An 18,715-nucleotide genomic window follows, 5' to 3' on the forward strand; every position below is an offset into this window, starting at 1 on the left:
CGTCATGACAGCCACCGCCCCGCACTTCGGACCGACCCCGTCGACTCCCGCGATGCGACGCCCACTCGCCGCGGCCGCACTCCTCGCCACCCTCATCGGCATGGTGTTCGGCTTGTTGCTGGGAGGCGCGGGCCCGGCGTCCGCGCATGCCGCACTGACCGGGAGCAATCCGCAGGACGGGGCGGTGGTCGACACCGCTCCCAAGGAAGTCACACTCACCTTCTCCGAGCAGGTCGCCCTCGGCGACGACTCCATCCGGGTCCTGGACCCCGACGGCAAACGCGCCGACACCGGCGGCGCACCACGTGATCTGCAGAGCGGCTCCACCGTGAAGTACGGCATCTCGCTGCACACCGGACTGCCCGACGGCACGTACACCGTCGCCTGGCAGGCCGTGTCCGCGGACAGCCACCCCGTGTCCGGCGCCTTCACCTTCTCCGTCGGAGCACCCTCGAAGACCACCGTGGCGCTCCCGACGAACGAGGCCGGGGGCGGCCTCGTCGGCGCCCTCTACGGCATCGCGCGCTACGCCGCGTACGCCGGTTTCATCCTGCTGGCCGGCGGCTCCACCTTCGTGCTGGCCTGCTGGCAGCGCGGCGCGGGTGCCCGTCCCCTGCAGCGCCTGGTCGCACGCGGCTGGATGACCCTCACCGTCGCCACCCTGGCCATGCTGCTCCTGCGCAACCCGTACACCGGGTCCGGGAAGCTCGCGGACGCCTTCGACCTCGACGGTCTCAAGGCCGTGCTCGACACCAAGCCCGGCGCCGCACTCGTCTCCCGACTGCTGTTGCTCGGTGCTTCCGCGCTCTTCATCGCCGTGCTCTTCGGGGCCTACGCCAAGCGCGAGGACGAGCGCGAGAAGAAGGACCTCACCTTCGGACTGGCCATCGGCGGCACGGTGATCGCTGCCGGGATCGCCGGTACATGGGCGCTCGCCGAGCACGCCTCGGCCGGTATCCAGCCCGGCATCGCCATGCCGGTCGACGTGCTCCACCTGCTGGCCGTCGCCGCCTGGCTCGGCGGTCTCACGGCCCTGCTGGTCGCGCTCTACCGGACCCCCGACATCGATGTGACGGCCGTACGCCGCTTCTCCGGCATCGCGTTCGGCAGCGTGATCGTGCTCGCCGCGACCGGGATCTACCAGTCCTGGCGCCAGGTCGGCACCTGGTCCGCGCTCACCGGCACCGGATACGGGCAACTGCTGCTCGTGAAGGTGGGGCTCGTCGCCGTCCTGGTCGGGGTCGCCTGGATCTCGCGGCGCTGGACGGCGCGTCTGATCACGGGCGGGGGCGGCGCGGCGACGGAGGCCGGGACCGAGACCGGAGCCGGGGCCGGAAAGGGGTCTTCGGCAGAGGCGTCCGACAAGGCCGAGGTCCCGGGCGCACCGGCGCCCACGGCCGAGGACCCCGCGCGGGCGGCTCAGCTCGCCCGGCAGCAGGCCGCCGTGGCCACCGCCGAGAAGAAGCGGATCCGCGACGCCGACCCCGACCGGTCCGGGCTCCGCAGGTCGGTACTGGCGGAAGTGGGAGTCGCCGTGGCGCTGCTGGCGGTGACGACCGTACTGACCTCGACCGAGCCGGCGCGTACCGAGGAAGAAGCGGCCCGCACTTCGGCGGCCGCCCCGGCAGCCCAAGGCCCGGTCGAGATGAAGCTGCCCTTCGACACGGGCGGCAAGAACGGCAAGGGAACGGTGCGGATGGAGATCATCCCCGCCCGTACCGGCGCCAATGAGCTCCACCTGTGGATCGACGGCAGCGACGGCCAGGTCATGGACATCCCCGAGGTGAAGGTCGCCTTCACCCTGGAGTCCAAGGACATCGGCCCGCTCCCCGTCGTCCCGGCCCGGCTGGCCGAGGGCCACTGGACCGCAGACGGCGTCCAGATCCCGATGGCGGGCAACTGGAAGGTCGCCGTGACCGTACGTACGTCGGACATCGATCAGACGACCGTCGACAAGAACATGAAGATCGGCTGAGCAGGATCGTGAGCGTAGACAACAGCAGGAAGACCTCCGCGAACAGGAAGACCTCGGCGGGCAGCAGAGGTGACGACACCCGTGGCAGCGGGGACGACCAGGAGGACGATGCCCGTGCCGGCGGTGGTATCTCCCGGCGTCGGCTGATCGGCAGCGCGGGCGCGGCCGGTGCGGCCGGACTGGTGCTGGGCGCGGCGGGCGGCGCCACCGGCTATGCCGCGACCCGGCCCGACGAACCCACCGCACTGACCACGGTCGGCTCCACCCGGGTGATGTTTCACGGGAAACATCAACCGGGGATCACCACTCCGCTTCAGGCATGCGGCCATCTCGTCGCCTTCGACCTGGTGCCCGGTGCCGGACGCAAGGAAGCCGCCGCCCTGATGCGCCGGTGGTCGACCGCGGCCGAGCGCCTGATGGCCGGCGACCCCGCCGGAAGCGGCGCGGCGGACGGCCCGGACCATGACACCGGGATCGCGCTGGATGCCGGACCGTCCTCGCTGACCGTCACCTTCGGCTTCGGCCGGACCTTCTTCGAACGCACAGGCCTGACCGCCCGCCGCCCACCCGGGCTCGACCCGCTGCCGCCCTTCTCCTCCGACCGCATCGACGCCGAGCGCTCCAACGGTGACCTCTGGGTCCAGATCGGCGCCGACGACGCGCTCGTCGCCTTCCACGCGCTGCGTGCCGTGCAGAAGGAGGCCGCCCCGGCCGCCAGGGTCCGCTGGCAGATGAACGGCTTCAACCGCGCCCCCGGCGCCACGGCTCAGCCGATGACCGCCCGCAATCTGATGGGCCAGATCGACGGCACCGGCAACCCGAAACCGGCCGAGAGCGACTTCGACCGCCGCATCTTCGTCCCGGGCGGAACCGATGCGGGGGACGGTGCGCAGACCGACGCGAAGTACGACTGGCTCGCGGGCGGCTCGTACGCGGTCGTACGCCGGATCAGGATGCTGCTCGACGACTGGGAGAAACTCCCGGTGGAACGGCAGGAGCAGGTCATAGGGCGCCGGAAGAAAGACGGCGCTCCGCTGAGCGGCGGCACCGAGACCACCGCGATGGACCTCGACCGGGCGGGCCCCGACGGCAGGCTCCTGATCCCGGACAACGCCCACGCCCGGATCTCCTCCCCCGAGAAGAACAGCGGTGCGGCCATGCTGCGGCGCCCCTTCTCGTACCACGACGGCATCTCGGCGGACGGCACTCCGGACGCCGGTCTGCTGTTCATCTGCTGGCAGGCGGACCCCTTGCGCGGATTCGTTCCGGTGCAGCGCAAGCTGGACCGGGGAGATGCCCTGTCGCCGTTCATCCGGCACGAGGCGAGCGGTCTGTTCGCGGTGCCGGGCGGTGCGGCGGACGGCGAATACGTGGGTCAGCGACTACTGGAGTCCTGAGCCACCGGGGCGCATTAGGGTGACGGTATGTCCGCCACGCGCTACGCATATCTCGGCCCCGAAGGCACCTTCACCGAGGTCGCCCTCCGTACGCTCCCGGAAGCCGCCACCCGCGAACTCGTCCCGATGGTCTCCGTACCGGCAGCTCTGGACGCGGTGCGCAGCGGGGCCGCCGCGGCGGCGCTCGTACCGATCGAGAACTCCGTCGAGGGCGGCATCACCGCGACGCTCGACGAGCTGACCACCGGCGAGCCGCTGATGATCTACCGCGAGGTGCTGCTCTCCATCACCTTCGCACTGCTGGTGCGGCCGGGTACCAAGATGTCCGACATCAAGTCGGTCACCGCGCACCCGGCCGCGCAGCCGCAGGTGCGCAACTGGCTGGCCGCCCACCTCCCGGACGCCGTGTGGGAGTCCGCGGCCTCCAACGCGGACGGCGCCCGGCTGGTGCAGGAGGGCCGGTACGACGCCGCCTTCGCCGGTGAGTTCGCGGCGGCGACCTACGGTCTCGAACCGCTGGTGACCGAGATCCACGACGCGGTGAACGCGCAGACCCGCTTCGTCCTGGTGGGCCGCCCGGCCCGGCCGGCCGCGCCGACGGGCGCGGACAAGACCTCGGTGGTCATCTGGCTGGGCGAGGACCACCCCGGTGCGCTGCTCGAACTGCTCCAGGAGTTCGCGGTACGCGGGGTGAACCTGATGCTGATCCAGTCGCGGCCGACGGGGGCGGGCATCGGGAACTACTGCTTCGCGGTGGACGCCGAGGGGCACATCGCGGACCGCCGGGTCGGCGAGGCGCTGATGGGGCTGAAGCGGATCTGCCCGAAGGTACGGTTCCTGGGTTCGTACCCCCGGGCCGGCGTGGCGGTGCAGGATGTACGGCCGCTGCGGGCGGGGACGTCGGACGCGGAGTTCACGGAGGCCTCCGACTGGCTGGCCAGAAACATGGACGGCCGGGGCTGACGAGGCCGGGGCAGCAAGGCCGGCCCCCGAAGACGTCCGGGACCGACTGGGACCAGGAGCCGAAGACGCCCGGGACCGACTAGGACCGACCGGGTTTCGCCCTGCGGGGCGGGAGCGAGTCGGAGCCCGGGTCTCAACACGCCAGGACCGTCGGTGCTATCTGCCGATTTTCGGCATCCACAGAGTTATCCACAGGGGCGGTTCTCGACCTGGGGACAAGTCGACACCCCAATGCGACATGGTCGACATATTGCTCCAGTCGGCCCAGATGCATCCACAGGCCGACAGGTCGCCCGGGTCGCCCCGTGTCACCTCAATTCCATTGATCGACTCTTCAGGACGGGAAATTCCCACCCGAACGGGCGTCTGAAGTGGGTTTGAACGGGAAATCCGCGAGCCGTCACGCGGCTTTCGGAATGACCTCCTCAGACATCCACAGATCTTCCTCACAGCCTGTGGATAACTTTCGGAGCCCCAGGAACCTGTGGACAAGTAACGGTCAACTGCCCTTCCGGGCACGGGGGATACGTCAAGACGAGTGAAGCCTTCTGCCCCATTTAGGGGAGTAGGCTCTTTTTATTGACGATCGAGATCAACTTCAGCCGCACAATCCCCTCCAGCATTGCCAATTCAGGCAATTAGGGCAAAGTGACACGCTCGTCAATATCGGTTCGAGCTGGGCAAGTGCACACCGGTAGCCTGGAGGGGTGATTGACCTTCGCCTGCTCCGTGAGGACCCCGACCGTGTTCGCGCCTCCCAACGCGCCCGTGGAGAGGACGTCGAACTCGTCGACGCCCTTCTCTCCGCCGATGAGCGGCGCAGGTCGTCCGGTGTCCGCTTCGACGAACTCCGCTCCGAGCAGAAAGCGCTCGGCAAACTCATTCCCAAGGCCTCGCCCGACGAGCGCGCCGAGCTGCTCAAGAAGGCCGAGCAGCTGAAGGCCGACGTCAAGGCCGCCGACGCGGCACAGGACGAGGCCGACGCCGAGGCCAAGAGCCTGATGCTCCAGATCGGCAACATCGTCCACGAGGACGTACCGGTCGGTGGCGAGGAGGACTTCGTCGTCCTGGAGACGCACGGCACGATCCGTGACTTCGGGGCCGAGGGCTTCGAGCCCAAGGACCACCTGGAGCTCGGCGAGAAGCTCGGCGCCATCGACATGGAACGTGGCGCCAAGGTCTCCGGTTCGCGCTTCTACTACCTGACGGGCGTCGGCGCGCTCCTGGAGCTCGCCCTCGTCAACGCGGCAATCGCGCAGGCCACCGAGGCCGGTTTCGTCCCGATGCTGACGCCGGCGCTGGTCCGCCCGCGCGCCATGGAAGGCACCGGATTCCTCGGCCAGGCCGCGGAGAACGTGTACCACCTGGAGAAGGACGACTACTACCTGGTCGGCACCTCCGAGGTCCCGCTCGCCGCGTACCACATGGACGAGATCATCGACGCCGAGAAGCTGCCGCTGCGCTACGCGGGCTTCTCCCCCTGCTACCGCCGCGAGGCCGGTACGTACGGCAAGGACACCCGGGGCATCTTCCGGGTGCACCAGTTCGACAAGGTCGAGATGTTCTCGTACGTCGACCCGGCGGACGCCGAGGCGGAGCACCGCAGGCTCCTCGACTGGGAGAAGCAGTGGCTCACCGCTCTTGAGCTGCCCTTCCAGGTGATCGACGTCGCCACCGGCGACCTGGGTGCCTCGGCCTCCCGGAAGTTCGACTGCGAGGCGTGGATCCCGACGCAGGGCAAGTACCGCGAGCTGACGTCCGCGTCGAACTGCAACGGCTTCCAGGCCCGCCGCCTGTCCGTCCGGATGCGCGACACCCGCGACGGCAAGAAGGTCCTCCAGCCGCTGGCCACGCTGAACGGCACGCTCTGCGCCGTACCGCGCACGATCGTGGCGATTCTGGAGAACCACCAGCTGGCCGACGGTTCGGTACGGGTGCCCGAGGTGCTCCGGCCGTATCTGGGCGGGCGCGAGGTTCTGGAGCCGGTCGCCAAGTGACCTTCCCGTACAAGCTCGTCGCGACCGACCTCGACGGCACGCTGCTGCGTAACGACGACACGGTCTCCGGGCGCACCCGTGACGCACTGGCCTCGGTCACCGCGGCCGGTGCCGCGCACATCATCGTCACCGGCCGCGCGGTCCCCTGGACCCGACACATCCTGGACGACCTGGGCTACGAAGGGCTCGCCGTCTGCGGCCAGGGCGCGCAGGTCTACCACGCGGGCGAGCGCAAGCTGCTGACCTCATTGACGCTGGACCGCCAGCTCGCCGGTCTCGCGCTGTCCAAGGTCGAGGCCGAGGTCGGTCCGCTGGCACTGGCGGCGAGCCGGGACGGGCTCGACGGCGAAGTGATGGTCGGCCCCGGCTACCGGGTACAGGAAGGTCCGCTTCCGGCCGTCTTCGTGGAAGACCCGGCCGAGCTGTGGTCCGCGCCCCTGAACAAGGTCTACATCCAGCATCCCGATCTGGACGACGACGCGCTGGCGAAGACCGCGCGGGCGGCTGTCGGCAACCTCGTGGACGTGGTCATGGCCGGTCCGGGAGTGGTGGAGATCCTGCCGCTGGGGCTGAGCAAGGCGACCGGACTCTCGCTGGCCGCGCGCCGGCTGGGCGTGAAGGCCGCGGACACCCTGGCTTTCGGCGACATGCCGAACGACATCCCGATGTTCGCCTGGGCGCGGCGGGGTGTGGCGATGGCCAACGCGCATGAGGACCTGAAGGCCGTGGCCCAGGAGATCACCGCGTCCAATGAGGACGACGGCATCGCCGTGGTGCTGGAACGTCTGCTCCAGTCGTAGGGGCGGACGCAGGGCCACGCACGGGTGCGTGGCCCTGCTGCGGCGGAGGATGCGCGGATCGAACGCGCGCGGGGTTCAGGGCCCCGACGACGGCTTAGCAAGCCGCTGCCTTACCACTCGGCCAATCCTCCGGGTGGGCGGCCGCGCGCGATGCGCTGACAAGGCCGCCCCGGGCGTCCTGCTCCGAGCGGCACGGCGGAGTCGTCGGTGACTACTCCGGTGCCGGCTCGGGTCCGCCCTGCGGGGAACTCGACGGACTCGTACTCCCGGTCATCGTCGCGCTCCTCTCCCGGCCTGTGGCGTGCGTGTCGGCGTGTGCCGCACCAACCACTGTGCCGGGGACGGCCTTTCGACGCCACCCGTTTTCCGGGCGGCACCGAAAGGCCGCGAACTCCCGCCGAGTCAGTGCTGCTTGCTCCAGCCGGATCAGCGCTGCTTGTTGTTGCGGCGGCCCAGCTCCTTCAGGCTGCGGGCAGATCATCCATCCTGCCGTCGATACGGACGATGTCCTCGGACATGTGGCCCAGCCGCACACTCATGGCACCGACGACCTGATGGGTGACGTCCAGCCTCCGGTCGAGGCTGTCGAGCGCGGTGCGACATCCGGTTGAGGACGGGCCCCAGCTCCTGGAGCGCGGTGCCGACTCCGGCGAGGCAGCTCTCCACCCGGGTGATGCGGTGTTCGAGCGAGGCGTAGCCCGCGCGCAGATCCTGCTCGGCGTCGAGCAGATACGTACGGGCGCATCGGGCGATGTCGCTGTCGCGAAGAAGCATCGCGACGTTGAGGACGGTCCTGCGGGTGTAGACCCTGAGCCGGGTCACTGCCTGTGGATATCTTTCCGACACCTCACCCGCCCATAGCGACATCGTGTCGCTATGGAAGGAGCGCAGGTCAGCGCCGCGCAGCACTCGCATCCCGTTCTCAATCAACTCGTCCTGATGGCGATCCGTGAGCCTCCTGACGGCGGTTGTGGATACTTCGAAGTAACGAGCCACGTCCTCTGTGCGAAGGTGAATTCCGTCCGGGAGCATGACAAGGCTCTTGACCTTGTCGAGGACATCGACGCGCTCCATCTGCTCCACGCGCAGCGCACGCGATTCGAGCAGGGCGACTTCTGTGGGCATGGGCATGCCTTCCGATCGTGAAACCGACGACGGGCAGCTCTGTCCCGGGCTCGGGCGGAGAACGCTCACGGTTGCCACTCACTCAATGACCGACCCGGCTGGTACTCCCTCGCCGGCATCGGCAATCCCTGCTTCACGAAAGCTACGACGCCACAGATTCCAGTTGCCTCCACGCACCCCGCCCAACGAACCGATAACCGTACAGTTACGCGTACGACTGTCCGAAATGCGTCAACCCCCGCCAGAGAGGCGGGGGTTGACGAGTGGACGAGCACCGGAGCGATCAGAGACGGAACACTCGGGAAGACGCGCCGGGCGGGAAACCCCCGGTCACTCCTCCCCGGCCAGCTTCAGCGTGCGCAGCTTCTGGCCCGCGTACCAGGTCGCCACCACCGTGACCGCCGCCAGCAGGACCGTGGCGGCCGGCAGTCCGACGTCGGAGGTGATCGCGCCCGCCCCGCCGACCTTCTCGGCGACCGCGAGGGACCACTGCTGGACACTGAGCGTGCGCGCCCCCGGCACCAGGGAGCCGAACAGGGCCTCCCACACCAGCGCGTAGACGAGGCCGAAGACGACCGCGTGCCGGCTGACGGTACCCAGCAGCAGGAACAGCGCGCTGTACGCGATCGAGGCGACCAGTGCCGCGATGGTGTAGGCCACCGCGATCTGCTGGCCGTTGCCGTTGAGGATCAGGCCCGCGATCAGTGTGGGCAGCGCGGAGAAGACCATCGTCACGGCGATGGCCACGATCAGCTTGGTGAAGATGATCGTCGGCCGCTTCACCGGCTTGGCCAGCAGGTAGACGATGGATCCGTCGTCGATCTCGGGACCGATGGCGCCGGTTCCGGCGATCACACCGATCAGCGGCACCATCGTGGCGATGGCGAATCCGCCCAGCACATCCGAGGCCACCTGGTCGTCGGACCCGGCGAACGTCCGTACCGCGACGGCGATGACCACCAGCAGTACCGGCAGGACGAACAGGATGGCGGCCCGGCGCCGGCCGAGCAGGGCCCGGTAGGTGAGCCGGGCGACTGTGGGGTCGTACATGACGCTTCACAGCTCCTTTCAGGCCACTACTCAGGCCGCTACAAGATAGGAAAAGACCGATTCGAGGGACTCGTCGGACGGCGAAACGGTCAGCAGACGGATTCCGTGCTCCCGCGCGACCTTCGGCAGCAGCTCGGTGAAGCGTCCGAAGTCGACCGCCTGGATACGCAGCGCCCGTTCGCCCTGGTCCACCTCGATACCGGCCGTCGAAGGGTCGGCGATCAGCGCGGCGGCGAGGGCGCGGTCATCGCTGGAACGTACGAGGTAGCGGTGCGGACGGTCCGTCATCAGCCGACGAATCCTGCGGAAGTCGCCGGACGCCGCGTGCCGTCCTGCCACGATCACCTCGATGTGGGAGGCGAGTTGCTCGACCTCTTCGAGGATGTGGGAGGAGAACAGCACCGTACGGCCCTCCGCCCCCATCCGTCGCAGCAGTTCCATCAGCTGCATCCGCTGGCGCGGGTCCATGCCGTTGAACGGCTCGTCGAGCAGCAGCACCGAAGGCTCATGGACCAGGGCGGACGCCATCTTCACGCGCTGGCGCATGCCCTTGCTGTACGTCGAGATCTTGCGGTCCTGCGCGTACTCCATCTCGACCGTGGCCAGCGCCTTCTGCGCCTCCGCGGCACCGAGTCCCTGGAGTTCCGCGTTGGCGACGACGAACTCCCGGCCGGTCAGGAAGTCGTACATGCCTTCCCGCTCCGGCACGATCCCGATCTCCTGGTACACGGCTTCGTTCCGCCAGATCGGCTTGCCGTCCAGCGTGACCGTGCCCGTCGACGGGGCGAGAAATCCGGCCATCATGTTGATCAGCGTGGACTTTCCCGCGCCGTTCGGCCCGAGCAGCCCGGTGACGCCCGGACCCACCGTCATGCTCACGTCGTTGACGGCGACCACATTGCCGAACCAGCGCGAGGTGTGGTCGATCTCGATGGTGGTCACAGCCCGACCCTCCGGTAGCGGCGCATCAGTACGGCGTACGAGCCGGCGACGAGCGCGAGAACAACGATCAGATAGACCACGCCGACCCCGGCTCCCGGGGCCGCCCCTCCGGGGAAGGCCGAATTGGCCCCGAGGAACGCGGTCTGCACGCCGCCGATCAGCGTGATGGGGGAAAAGAGCCCCAGCCACTCGACGGCCCCGGCGGAGCCGGTCTGCCAGGCGATGGCCTGGACCGTGGAGACCGCGCCGTAGGTGATGGTCAGCACGGCGATCACCGCGGCGACGCCGAAGCCGCGGCGCGGCGTCAGAGCGGCCATCACCAGGCCCAGCGCGGCGAAGAGCACGGAGAGCAGCGCCACCGAAAGCAACCCCTGTCCGAATCCCTTGGTCTGGTCGGCGAAGCCGAACTTCCCGAGCAGAGCGCCCGCATAAAGAATGACGAGCGGTGCGCCGGTGAGGATGAAGAGCGCGGACGCCATGGCCGCCAGCTTGGCCACGACGTAGTCGACCCGTTCGATCGGCCGCGAGAAGTACAGCGGCACACTCTTGAAACGCAGGTCCCTGGAGACCGACTGCGGTGCCTGTGCGGCAAGGAAGAGGCCGATCACGGCCTGGAGGTAGATCGCGAACGCGGTGTACTTGATCGGCAGGGCCGTCGATCCGGGGGTGGCGATGGCGACGGCGACGATGATCGCCGCGATCATGCACATCACGCCGGAGAGCAGCATCGGCAGCACCTTGGACTTGGCGGAACGGCCGAGCCCGAATGCACCGCGCAGGGACTGCGAGTAGAGCGAGCGCCGCGCATAGCCGCGGCCCAGCCGCGGGCCGTCGTAGGAGCGGTACCCGATGTTGTGGATGCGGGAGGTCTCGCTCCCGGCCACGGTCCCGGTCTCAGTGCTCATCGCGACCGCTCCCCTTCTGTACGGCGTTCTGCCGCACGGCGTTCTGCTCCCCAGCTGCGGACGCGGCTGCGGTCGCGGTTGCCCCGTCGGTACGGAAGACCTCGGCGATGTGGTGGCGCCGCTGCTCCATCCGTACGAGGCCGAGTCCGAGCCCGGCGACGCTGTCGCGCACGATGTCGTACGTCTCGTCGCCGGTCGCCTCGACCAGCAGGATGTGGCCCGCACCGGGCAGCCCCTGTGCGTCGAGACCGTCGTGGCCGATGAACTTCACGCCGGCCCGGGTGAGGGCCTGGCGCAGCGCGTCGGTGCCGTCCGGGTGGGTGTCGCTGTCGGTGACCTCGACCGCGAGGGTCGCGGTGGTCTGGGTGAAGTCGCTGGTGGAGCTGGAGCGCAGGAGTGTGCCGCCGTCGATGACGACGACGTGGTCGCAGGTGCGTTCCAGCTCGCCCAGGAGGTGCGAGGTGACCAGGACCGAGATGCCGAAGTCGGTGTGGACACGGCGGATCAGTCCGAGCATCTCGTCGCGGCCGACCGGGTCGAGGCCGTTGGTCGGCTCGTCGAGCAGGACCAGCTGCGGGTCGTGGACCAGCGCCTGCGCCAGCTTCACGCGCTGCTTCATGCCGGTCGAGTAGCCGCCGATGGGCCGGTAGCGCTCCTCGTAAAGCCCCACGTGCCGGAGCGTGTCGGCGGTGCGCTCGCGTGCTGCCGTCGGCGGCAGTCCGGACATCCGCGCCATGTGGACGACGAATTCGGTGGCCGAGACGTCCGGTGGCAGGCAGTCGTGCTCGGGCATGTAGCCGACCCGTTCCCGGATGGCGGCACCACGGGTGGCGACGTCGAGCCCGAGCACCGCGGCCCGGCCTTCGGTGGCGGGGGACAGACCCAGCAGGATCTTGATCAATGTGGACTTGCCGGCTCCGTTGGAACCCACCAGGCCGGTCACACCGGGGCCGATGTCCAAGGAGAGCCGGTCAAGAGCGGTCACCCGGGGGAACCGCTTGCTCAGGCTTTCGGTCGCGATCACAGTCACAGTTCGAAGGTAGTGGCGCGCGCCACACCGGTCGTCACCCCTGGCGGCTGGATCGGCCTCCGACTCCAGATGTACGGACCCGTAGGGGGCCAACACTGGGGATGAGGTGCGCGGCCGGGGGCGGCGACCGAGTTGTCCACAGGTCTCCGCACACCTCTTGACGCAGCCGTCGGACATTGTCACATTCATCAGTGTCACGTTACGGGCACGTACCGCACACGGCAGGGAACGGACGGTGGCATGGCCTCGGCAGTGAAGGACGAACAAGCCCCGGAGCTGCGGGGGTTCAGAGAAGTCCAAAGCCTCGCGTACGCCTGCGCGGAGGCGGTCGCGGGCCGGCTCCGGCCGGGCGTCACCGAGCGCGAGGCGGCCCGTATGCAGCGCGACTGGCTGCGTGAGCGCGGGGTGCGGGACTGGTTCCACCTCCCCTTCGCCTGGTTCGGGGACCGCACGGCGTTCGCCGGCTTCAAGGTGCCTCTGCAGTTCTTCCCGAGCAACCGGAAGCTGGAGCCGGGGATGCCCTTCATCCTCGACATGGCTCCGGTCCACAAGGGCTTCACCGCCGACATCGGCTACTCCGGCTGTCTCGGGCTCAACCCCTTGCACGACAAGCTGCTGGCCGATCTTGAGGCCCACCGCGAGCTGATACTGCGCGAGGTGCGCGAGCGGCGTTCGCTGCGCGAGATATACGAGGACGTCGAACGCCTGATGATCAAGCAGGGGTACGCCAACAGGCATCGCGCCTACCCCTTCGGCGTCATCGCCCACAAGGTCGACCGCGTTGCCGAACGCCGTTGGTCCCCGCATGTGTTCGGCTTCGGCACCCAGTCCCTCAAGGGGCTGCTGAGCGACGCGTTGCACGGGCACCGGGACGGCTGGTCACCGCTGTGGAGTCCGTACCGCTTCTCCGATCATCCGCCGCAGCCGGGTCTGTGGGCGGTCGAGCCGCATCTCGGATTCCGCGGTACGGGCGCCAAGTTCGAGGAGATCCTGGTGGTCACCGACTCCAAGGACCCCGAGCAGAGCGCCTTCTGGCTGGACGACGATCTGCCGCATGTGCGGCGCTGGGCCGAGGAAAGGGTGGCGGCATGAGTCTGCGAGGCCTGCCGGGGGCGCGCGAGCGCCGGGTGCGAACGGGCGGAATCGAGCTGTGCGTTACCGAGTTGGGCGAGGAGGGCCGGCCGACGGTCGTCCTTGTGCACGGCTACCCAGACAGCAAGGAGGTCTGGACGGACGTGGCGAGGCAGCTGGCCGACCAGTGGCATGTCGTGCTGTACGACGTGCGCGGGCACGGCCGGTCCACGGCCCCGAAGCCGCTGCGCGGCGGCTTCACCCTGGAGAAGCTCACCGATGACTTCCTGGCCGTCGTCGACGCGGTGAGCCCGGACCGGCCGGTGCATGTCGTCGGGCACGACTGGGGGTCGGTCCAGTCCTGGGAGTTCGCCACGGTCAAGCGGACCGAGGGCCGGATCGCCTCGTTCACCTCGATGTCCGGCCCGTCCCTGGACCACTTCGGGCACTGGATCAAGCAGCGGATGACCCGGCCCACCCCGCGCCGGGTCGGCCAGTTGCTCGGCCAGGGCGCCAAGTCCTGGTACGTCTACATGCTGCATACGCCGGTCCTGCCGGAGCTCGCTTGGCGCGGCCCGCTCGGCAAGCGGTGGCCGCGGATACTCCAGCGGATGGAGAAGGTACCGGCGGGCGACTACCCGACGTCCTCGCTGCCGAGCGACGCGGCGCACGGCGCCTGGCTCTACCGCGACAACGTCCGCGCCCGGCTGAGCCGACCGCGCACCGACGCCTACGCACATGTGCCGGTCCAGCTGATCACGCCTACCGGCGACATCTTCCTCTCCGAGAAGCTGTTCGACCAACTGGAGCTGTGGGCCCCTCAGTTGGTACGCAGATCTCTCGACGCCAAGCACTGGGCGCCACGCACCAGGCCGGACCAGCTCGCCTCCTGGATAAGTGAGTTCGTCGCCGCCAACGAGGCGGCCAAGGAGAACGGCGGCCCGGTGCAGGACGCCGCGCCGACCGGGGCGTACGCGGACAGGTTCGGCGGCCGGCTGGTTCTGGTGACGGGCGCGGCCGGCGGCATCGGCCGGGCCACCGCTTTCGCCTTCGCCGAGGCGGGTGCCCGGGTGGTGGCCGTGGACCGGGACGCGGAGGGGGCGGCCAGGACGGCCGAGATGGCCCGGCTCATCGGCGCCCCGGCCGCCTGGGGCGAAGCGGTCGACGTCAGCGACGAACAGGCGATGGAGAAACTCGCCGAGAAGGTCGCCGCCGAATACGGAATCGTCGACGTCCTGGTCAACAACGCCGGGATCGGTCTGTCCGGCTCCTTTCTGGACACCACGAGCGAGGACTGGAAGAACGTCCTCGACGTCAATCTGTGGGGGGTCATCCACGGCTGCCGGATCTTCGGCAGGCAGATGGCCGAGCGCGGCCAGGGCGGCCATATCGTCAACACGGCTTCGGCCGCCGCCTATCAGCCGTCCCGGGCGCTGCCCGCGTACAGCACCTCCAAGGCGGCCGTGCTGATGCTCAGCGAGTGCCTGCGGGCCGAGCTCGCCGACCGGTCGATCGGGGTCAGCGCCATCTGTCCCGGCATCGTCAACACGAACATCACCGCGACGACGCACTTCGCCGGTGCCGACGCCGCGGAGGAGAAGCGCCTGCGGAAGCGGACCAGCCGGCTGTACGGGCTCCGCAACTACCCGCCGGAGCGGGTGGCCGACGCGATCCTCAAGGCGGTGGTGCGCAACCAGGCCGTCGTGCCGGTGACTCCCGAGGCCCGCGGCGCCCGTCTGCTGTCCCGGCTCAGCCCCCGCGCGCTGCGCGGAATCGCCCGGCTGAAGCCGCCGCTGTGAGCGGGACCGGGCGGTCGGCGGCGGACCGGCAGGCCGCCGCCGAGTACCGGATCGAGGACCTGGCGCACGCGAGCGGGGCCACGGTCCGCACGATCCGCGCCTACCAGGACCGCGGTCTGCTGCCGACGCCGGAACGGCGCGGCCGGGCCAATGTGTACCGGGACACCCATCTCGCCCGGCTCCGGCAGATCGCCGATCTGCTGGATCGCGGTTACACACTGGCCAGCATCAAGGAGCTCCTGGACGCCTGGGACACCGGCCGCGGTCTGGGCGGGGTGCTCGGTCTCGTGGCCGAGGTGCACGGTCCCTGGACGGACGAACAGGCCGACCGGATCACCCGGGACGAGCTGAACCTCAAGTTCGGCGGCGCCCCGGACGACGAGGCGGTGGCCGAGGCGGTGGACCTCGGGGTGCTCGAACCGATCCCGGGCAGGGACGACGAGTTCCTGGTGCCGAGCCCCCAGGAGCTGGCGGTGGCCGCCGAGTTGCATGCGGCGGGCGTACCGCTCAGCGCAATCTCCGGTCATCTGAGGGAACTTCGTGGCCAGGTCGAGCAGATCGCCTCACGTTTCCTGGAGTTCACCACCGAGCATGTCTTCGCCCGCTATCTCGGTCATCGGCCACCGACCGACTCCGACGCGGCCGAAGCGGCGGCCATGGTACGCAGGTTGCGTCCGCTCGCCCAGCAGACCGTCGATGCCGAACTGGCCCGCGCGATGCGGACGTTCGCCACCCGGCATCTGCGTCATCATCTCGGCACGGACACGCCCCTCGGATCGGACTCCCCGTCGCTCGCGACGCGCCGAGTGGATCTGCCGCCGGAGACAATCCTGGCCGTGCAACAGCTGGTTGGCGCGGAGCACGTCTCGGCCTTCATAACGGCAGCCGCCGAACGTGAAGTGCAATCAAGGACATTGGACGTGCTTGTGTCACCTGCTGCCAAAGCGGATCAAATTAACCAAAGCGGTTGATTGCGCTTGGACTTGTCCACAGAATCAGCAATTAGCCTGTGGATAACCAGACTTGACTGTGGATCAAACCTGTGGACGAAAATTGCTTCGCCGAACCGCGAGCGAAATCCGGATGCACCGGGGAGAGCGCCCCGGGCACCCTGGCGGCATGGATGAAAGACGCACCGTAAAGGTGTCCAAGTACCTCTCGAAACACCTGCGGCATCAGCCGGAGCGGATCGGCATCACGCTCGACGCCAACGGCTGGGTGCCGATCGACACGCTGCTGCGCGCCACGGCCCGCAACAACTTCCCCCTCACCCGGGCCGAGCTCGACCATGTCGTCGCCACCAACGACAAGCAGCGCTTCGCCGTCGAGAACGACCGGATTCGCGCGAGCCAGGGCCATACCGTCCCGGTGGATCTCGACCTGCCGCCGGCCGAGCCGCCCGCGTACCTCTACCACGGCACGGTGGGCCATGCGCTGGACTCGATCCGGAGCGAGGGCCTGCGACCCATGGACCGTACGCACGTCCATCTCTCGCCGGACCGCGAGACGGCGACCAGGGTCGGTGCCCGGCGCGGCCGGCCCGTCGTCCTGTCCGTGGACGCGGGTGCGATGCACCGCGCGGGCCACACCTTCTACGTCAGCGCCAACGGCGTCTGGCTCACCTCGGCCGTACCCCCCGCGTTCCTGCGGTTCCGGGGCTGACCAGCGGCCCAGCCGCCCGTCCGGTCGGCCGGTCAGTCGGCCGGTGACCGGTCCCGTGCCCGGCCCGGTGTCCGGCCCCGTGCGGCCGTGTCCCCCCGCATGGTCGTATCCATGCGTCTGAGCACTGCGATTCTGCCGATCCACCGCCGGGGCGAGGGCCGCAAGGTCCGGCAGCGCGCCGAGGAACTGGGGTTCCACGCCGCCCACACGTACGACCACCTGGCCTGGCGGACCTTCCGCGACGGCCCCTGGTTCGGCGTCGCTCCGACTCTCACCGCCGCGGCCGCCGCCACCCACCGGCTGCGCCTGGCCACCCTCGTCACCTCGGTCAGGCCTCGTTCGCCTGTCGCAGCCTGACCAGTCGGCTTCTCCGCACAAGCGCTCAGCGCCGCCCCGCACCGAGCAGCTCACTCAGGCGGTCGCCGATGACGGACACCCCAGGGCGCGGCTCACTCTCGTAATACCAGGGCTTGCGCCGGCGCAGCAGCGCATCACCGTGCTCGCTCCAAGTGAAACCGGGCTTCCGCAGGAGCTTTCGGAACACCGCGTCGGCTGCCTCCGGGTGGGCGGTGGCCAGTCGGCGGATCGGCAGTGGCGTGATCGACTCCTCGCGCAGGTACGTGCGCAGCAGGTCCTGGTGCTCTCTGCGGCCTGCGAGGGCGGGGTCCTCGAAGAGGTCCCGCAGCATCCCGTAGTCGGCGTAGAAGTTGAGCCCGTCGACGTGATCGTAGATGACACCGATGGTGTCCGAGTCCGCGAGTTCCCAAGGCAGTTCGAAGAGAGACGGGCCCGTGCCGGGGAGTCGCCTGCCCCGGGCACGGCCGGGCTGTCCGTCGACAGTTGCCTCCTGGCGCAGGCGGTAATAGGCGTTGATTCGTTCCTCGGCTTCGGCAGGCGGAAGGACCAGTTCGTCGCTGCCGCAGAACTCGATGAATGCGGCTCGGTCCTCCCGCATCCGCTGCCATCCCTGTTCGATCTTCGCAGGGTTGCGGAAGACCAGCTCGGGCCGGCTGGTGGCAACGCGCAGGGCGGCTTGGGCGATCTCGACGGCGCTGGACTTGGGGTAGTACGACATCGCCCCGGACACCAGCCACGCCTCGCCCGTCGACTGCACGGGTACCAGGCAGGTGTGGAGAAAACCTCCCTTGGACACTCCACGGAACGCGGTCCGCCCGACATTCGAGTAGGTGCGATACTCCAGGTCGTTGACCAGGTTGAGCAGGACGACGGCATCCCTGTCCTTACGCCGGACCTCGAAGACGCCCTCGACCGGGTCACGCCAGCCGAGCAGCATCTCCCGGTCGGAGGCGGTCAAGTCCTTCCGAGCGGCGACGAACCGGTCCACCACCGTCGAGCCGCCCGGCAGCCGGTATCGCAGGATGAAGTGGTCGGTGATCCGGATCGCCTCGCTTTCGTCCAACTGCCGTTCAGGCCCTGCGGCCTCCAGCAGGAGCGGCGTCAACCACCGGTCGAAGCGGGCGCTCTGCGCGAAGGCGACCAGTCGCCCCTTCAACGCGGCACTGCGCTCGATGAGATCCGTCAGCGACGGTCCACCGGCGCCCTGATTCGCGCCCTCTACAGGGTCAGCCATGTCCAGCCCTTCCGTGCAAACCCGTTCCGCCTGAAGTGTGAGGCGTCCGGCCTCAACCCACCCAGTGACGGTATGCCTCGATCCACTCCGAGCCCTCAGGCGCCGGGACGGGCAGCGGCAGCTCCAGGATCCCGATCGGCTGCCGCATGCCGCCGCGAGAGCACAGGGTGACGATCCGGCCGTCCGGTGTGAGGTCAATGCCGCGCACGGTCACCTCGACGCCGAGGACCGCGGTGGTGAAGGGCAGGCCGAGGTGTTCCTCAATCTTGGTGAACAGACCGGTCAGTTGCTCGTACTCGCCATAGGCATCGACAGTCGCCTGGTCGATCATGGCTTCGAGTTCCGCTTCGCCCAGCATGCCCATGAAGCCACGGTAGCGGCCTCCATGGCGACGCCGGTGCGGCTTCC

The 18,715-nt window shown here is 69.1% G+C and carries 15 protein-coding genes, 1 tRNA gene and 2 pseudogenes; 10 read left to right on the top strand and 8 right to left on the bottom strand.

All coding sequences use genetic code 11. The features are described 5' to 3' along the window. The first annotated feature begins 4 nt into the window (after positions 1–4). From ABZY11_RS03550 to ABZY11_RS03570, 5 genes are all read left to right on the top strand, one after another. Positions 5–1,975 carry a copper resistance protein CopC gene (locus tag ABZY11_RS03550; protein ID WP_356477529.1) on the top strand — a complete coding sequence of 657 codons (1,971 nt, stop codon included), beginning with the start codon at positions 5–7 and terminating at the stop codon, positions 1,973–1,975. A 128-nt stretch (positions 1,976–2,103) separates the two neighbouring features. Continuing rightward, on the top strand, positions 2,104–3,372 hold the full coding sequence (gene efeB, locus ABZY11_RS03555) for an iron uptake transporter deferrochelatase/peroxidase subunit (protein ID WP_356477597.1): 1,269 nt from the start codon (positions 2,104–2,106) through the stop codon (positions 3,370–3,372). Positions 3,373–3,399: 27 nt separating this feature from the next. Next, complete coding sequence (pheA, locus tag ABZY11_RS03560; protein WP_356477530.1) at positions 3,400–4,335, top strand: prephenate dehydratase; 936 nt, start codon at positions 3,400–3,402, stop codon at positions 4,333–4,335. 707 nt (positions 4,336–5,042) lie between these two features. Then, a complete protein-coding gene (gene serS, locus ABZY11_RS03565; protein WP_356477531.1) occupies positions 5,043–6,332 on the top strand; it encodes a serine--tRNA ligase in 1,290 nt (429 codons plus the stop codon). After that, complete coding sequence (locus tag ABZY11_RS03570; protein WP_356477532.1) at positions 6,329–7,132, top strand: HAD family hydrolase; 804 nt, start codon at positions 6,329–6,331, stop codon at positions 7,130–7,132. The genes serS and ABZY11_RS03570 overlap by 4 nt, the downstream gene beginning before the upstream one ends. A gap of 43 nt (positions 7,133–7,175) precedes the next feature. On the opposite strand, the gene ABZY11_RS03575 is transcribed toward ABZY11_RS03570, so the two are convergent. From ABZY11_RS03575 to ABZY11_RS03600, 6 genes and pseudogenes are all read right to left on the bottom strand, one after another. Then, positions 7,176–7,263, bottom strand: a tRNA-Ser gene (locus tag ABZY11_RS03575). Positions 7,264–7,558: 295 nt separating this feature from the next. Beyond that, positions 7,559–8,257: pseudogene (locus ABZY11_RS03580) on the bottom strand (hypothetical protein). A 330-nt stretch (positions 8,258–8,587) separates the two neighbouring features. Next, positions 8,588–9,307 (bottom strand): ABC transporter permease, encoded by a 720-nt coding sequence (locus tag ABZY11_RS03585; RefSeq protein WP_356477533.1) that lies wholly within the window; start codon positions 9,305–9,307, stop codon positions 8,588–8,590. 30 nt (positions 9,308–9,337) lie between these two features. Then, entirely contained in the window at positions 9,338–10,249 is a 912-nt protein-coding gene (locus ABZY11_RS03590; RefSeq protein WP_356477534.1) for an ABC transporter ATP-binding protein, read from the bottom strand. Continuing rightward, positions 10,246–11,154, bottom strand: coding sequence for an ABC transporter permease (locus ABZY11_RS03595; protein ID WP_356477535.1), 909 nt, complete (start codon positions 11,152–11,154; stop codon positions 10,246–10,248). Before ABZY11_RS03595 ends, ABZY11_RS03590 begins: the two co-directional genes overlap by 4 nt. Beyond that, complete coding sequence (locus ABZY11_RS03600; RefSeq protein ID WP_356477598.1) at positions 11,144–12,139, bottom strand: ABC transporter ATP-binding protein; 996 nt, start codon at positions 12,137–12,139, stop codon at positions 11,144–11,146. Before ABZY11_RS03600 ends, ABZY11_RS03595 begins: the two co-directional genes overlap by 11 nt. Before the next feature lie 285 nt (positions 12,140–12,424). On the opposite strand from ABZY11_RS03600, the gene ABZY11_RS03605 reads away from it, so the two are divergent. The 5 genes and pseudogenes from ABZY11_RS03605 to ABZY11_RS03625 form a co-directional block, all read left to right on the top strand. Then, complete coding sequence (locus tag ABZY11_RS03605; protein WP_356477536.1) at positions 12,425–13,276, top strand: M24 family metallopeptidase; 852 nt, start codon at positions 12,425–12,427, stop codon at positions 13,274–13,276. Then, positions 13,273–15,054 (top strand): SDR family oxidoreductase, encoded by a 1,782-nt coding sequence (locus tag ABZY11_RS03610; RefSeq protein WP_356477537.1) that lies wholly within the window; start codon positions 13,273–13,275, stop codon positions 15,052–15,054. Before ABZY11_RS03605 ends, ABZY11_RS03610 begins: the two co-directional genes overlap by 4 nt. Then, entirely contained in the window at positions 15,051–16,025 is a 975-nt protein-coding gene (locus tag ABZY11_RS03615; RefSeq protein ID WP_356477538.1) for a MerR family transcriptional regulator, read from the top strand. Before ABZY11_RS03610 ends, ABZY11_RS03615 begins: the two co-directional genes overlap by 4 nt. Positions 16,026–16,173: 148 nt before the next feature. Further along, entirely contained in the window at positions 16,174–16,716 is a 543-nt protein-coding gene (locus tag ABZY11_RS03620) for an RNA 2'-phosphotransferase (RefSeq protein ID WP_356477539.1), read from the top strand. Between the two features lie 111 nt (positions 16,717–16,827). Then, positions 16,828–17,043 (top strand): annotated as a pseudogene (locus tag ABZY11_RS03625) (LLM class flavin-dependent oxidoreductase); the annotation flags it as partial. A 55-nt stretch (positions 17,044–17,098) separates the two neighbouring features. Here ABZY11_RS03625 and ABZY11_RS03630 read toward each other — a convergent pair. Both ABZY11_RS03630 and ABZY11_RS03635 read right to left on the bottom strand, forming a co-directional pair. Continuing rightward, entirely contained in the window at positions 17,099–18,307 is a 1,209-nt protein-coding gene (locus tag ABZY11_RS03630) for a hypothetical protein (RefSeq protein ID WP_356477540.1), read from the bottom strand. A 52-nt stretch (positions 18,308–18,359) separates the two neighbouring features. Next, the gene (locus ABZY11_RS03635; protein WP_356477541.1) at positions 18,360–18,671 is read right to left on the bottom strand and encodes a hypothetical protein; all 312 of its coding nucleotides are present in this window, start codon (positions 18,669–18,671) and stop codon (positions 18,360–18,362) included. Positions 18,672–18,715: the final 44 nt, after the last annotated feature.

This window comes from Streptomyces sp. NPDC006510 (genome assembly GCF_040611955.1).
Lineage (GTDB): Bacteria > Actinomycetota > Actinomycetes > Streptomycetales > Streptomycetaceae > Streptomyces.

Excerpts from the sequence above, each read along its gene's own strand:
- ABZY11_RS03605 (WP_356477536.1), top strand. The coding sequence starts at position 12,425 with ATGGCCTCGGCAGTGAAGGACGAACAAGCCCCGGAGCTGCGGGGGTTC.
- ABZY11_RS03595 (WP_356477535.1), bottom strand. The coding sequence starts at position 11,154 with ATGAGCACTGAGACCGGGACCGTGGCCGGGAGCGAGACCTCCCGCATC.
- ABZY11_RS03630 (WP_356477540.1), bottom strand. The coding sequence starts at position 18,307 with ATGGCTGACCCTGTAGAGGGCGCGAATCAGGGCGCCGGTGGACCGTCG.
- ABZY11_RS03635 (WP_356477541.1), bottom strand. The coding sequence starts at position 18,671 with ATGGGCATGCTGGGCGAAGCGGAACTCGAAGCCATGATCGACCAGGCG.
- ABZY11_RS03585 (WP_356477533.1), bottom strand. The coding sequence starts at position 9,307 with ATGTACGACCCCACAGTCGCCCGGCTCACCTACCGGGCCCTGCTCGGC.
- ABZY11_RS03620 (WP_356477539.1), top strand. The coding sequence starts at position 16,174 with ATGGATGAAAGACGCACCGTAAAGGTGTCCAAGTACCTCTCGAAACAC.
- ABZY11_RS03550 (WP_356477529.1), top strand. The coding sequence starts at position 5 with ATGACAGCCACCGCCCCGCACTTCGGACCGACCCCGTCGACTCCCGCG.
- pheA (WP_356477530.1), top strand. The coding sequence starts at position 3,400 with ATGTCCGCCACGCGCTACGCATATCTCGGCCCCGAAGGCACCTTCACC.
- ABZY11_RS03610 (WP_356477537.1), top strand. The coding sequence starts at position 13,273 with ATGAGTCTGCGAGGCCTGCCGGGGGCGCGCGAGCGCCGGGTGCGAACG.